This is a genomic window from Massilia aurea (genome assembly GCF_014200505.1).
Taxonomy (GTDB): Bacteria; Pseudomonadota; Gammaproteobacteria; order Burkholderiales; family Burkholderiaceae_D; genus Telluria; species Telluria aurea_B.
In genome coordinates, this window is record NZ_JACHBX010000015.1 from 1 (window position 1) to 1,153 (window position 1,153).

General features: G+C 53.6%; 2 protein-coding genes. One reads left to right on the forward strand and one right to left on the reverse strand.

Features of this window, described 5'->3' with window-relative positions; all coding sequences use genetic code 11:
• The coding region (locus HD842_RS23905) for a hypothetical protein (protein ID WP_221290849.1) at window positions 1-223 on the forward strand (223 nt) is incomplete at its 5' end.
• Between the two features lie 133 nt (window positions 224-356).
• Here HD842_RS23905 and HD842_RS23820 read toward each other — a convergent pair.
• On the reverse strand, window positions 357-992 hold the full coding sequence (locus HD842_RS23820) for a DJ-1/PfpI family protein (protein WP_183558799.1): 636 nt from the start codon (window positions 990-992) through the stop codon (window positions 357-359).
• Between the last annotated feature and the right edge of the window lie 161 nt (window positions 993-1,153).

The window sequence follows — 1,153 nt, forward strand, 5'->3', positions numbered from 1 at the left end:
ATTTGATAATTTAAGTAATCAAGAACCGAAGTTCTTGGCACCTTCATCAAACGCCCACACTTATCGACTGTTAATTTTTAAAGAACTTTATTCGGCGCTGCGTTTTCTGCCGTTTGCTACGAAGCGTTGTGTTCGTCAGCAGCAGAGAAGAGAGAGTATGCGGTGTTTTGCGATGTTCGTCAACTTCTTTTTTTCTTCCCTCTTCGCTGCTGCATCCAGTTGAATGCTTCTGCGTCGAGGGAGCGAGACTATAACAAATGCATAGCCAGACCGCAAGACAGTCATGCTAGATATGACTCTGTTGCGGGTTACTCGAGGAGATCAGCAACAATGGGAGTTGGCACTTACCGCGGCAGTTACTCCTGGCCCTCGGGCGACATCGACGCGACCAGCGCGTGATACCAGCATTCCTGCCGCGTCTTGTGCAAACGGAACCACGCGGTTGCGGTCTCCGGCCGCCACACTTTCAACATCTTCAGCACTTCATACGAAAATTCCAATGGCGCCAGGCCACTTGCGGTAATGAGGTTGTCGCCGCGGACCGCCGGCTTGTGGCGGTAATGGGACTGCCCGGCATACTCAGGACAAGCGGCTTTCAAAGATGCGAGATCGTTCGAAGTATGGCGACGTCGGTCAAGTGCGCCGGTGCTCGCAAGGCCAACAGTCGCGCCGCAAATGGCGGCAACATTGTGCCCCTGGTCGAGGGCGTCGTGCGCTAGTGTCAGAAATGGTCTGACGATTGGCGTGTTCCAGACGGCGCCGCCAGGTAGCAGAAACAGATCGTCCGCCTGTAGTTGAACGGTATCGACCGTCACGTCAGGTACGTACTGGATGCCGCCCATACTGTGCACCGCGTCCTGGGTCGCGCCGAGTTTGACCAGATTGCATGCCATCGCAGGATCACGAAAGAAACGCCGGCTGTGCAGCTCGGCCGTCAGATAGCCAATTTCCCAATCTGCCATCGTATCGATTACCGCGAGATAGACGTTCATCGTGATGTCCTTGCTGGGTGGCTGTGGTTTGACAATGATATCGGTGTCTCTTGACGTTCGATATGGTATCGATCGCCCAAAGCGAAAAGCCCCACTCAGATCACTGAGTGGGGCTTTTCTATATAACTAGCCTGACGATAACCTACTTTCACACTGGTTGC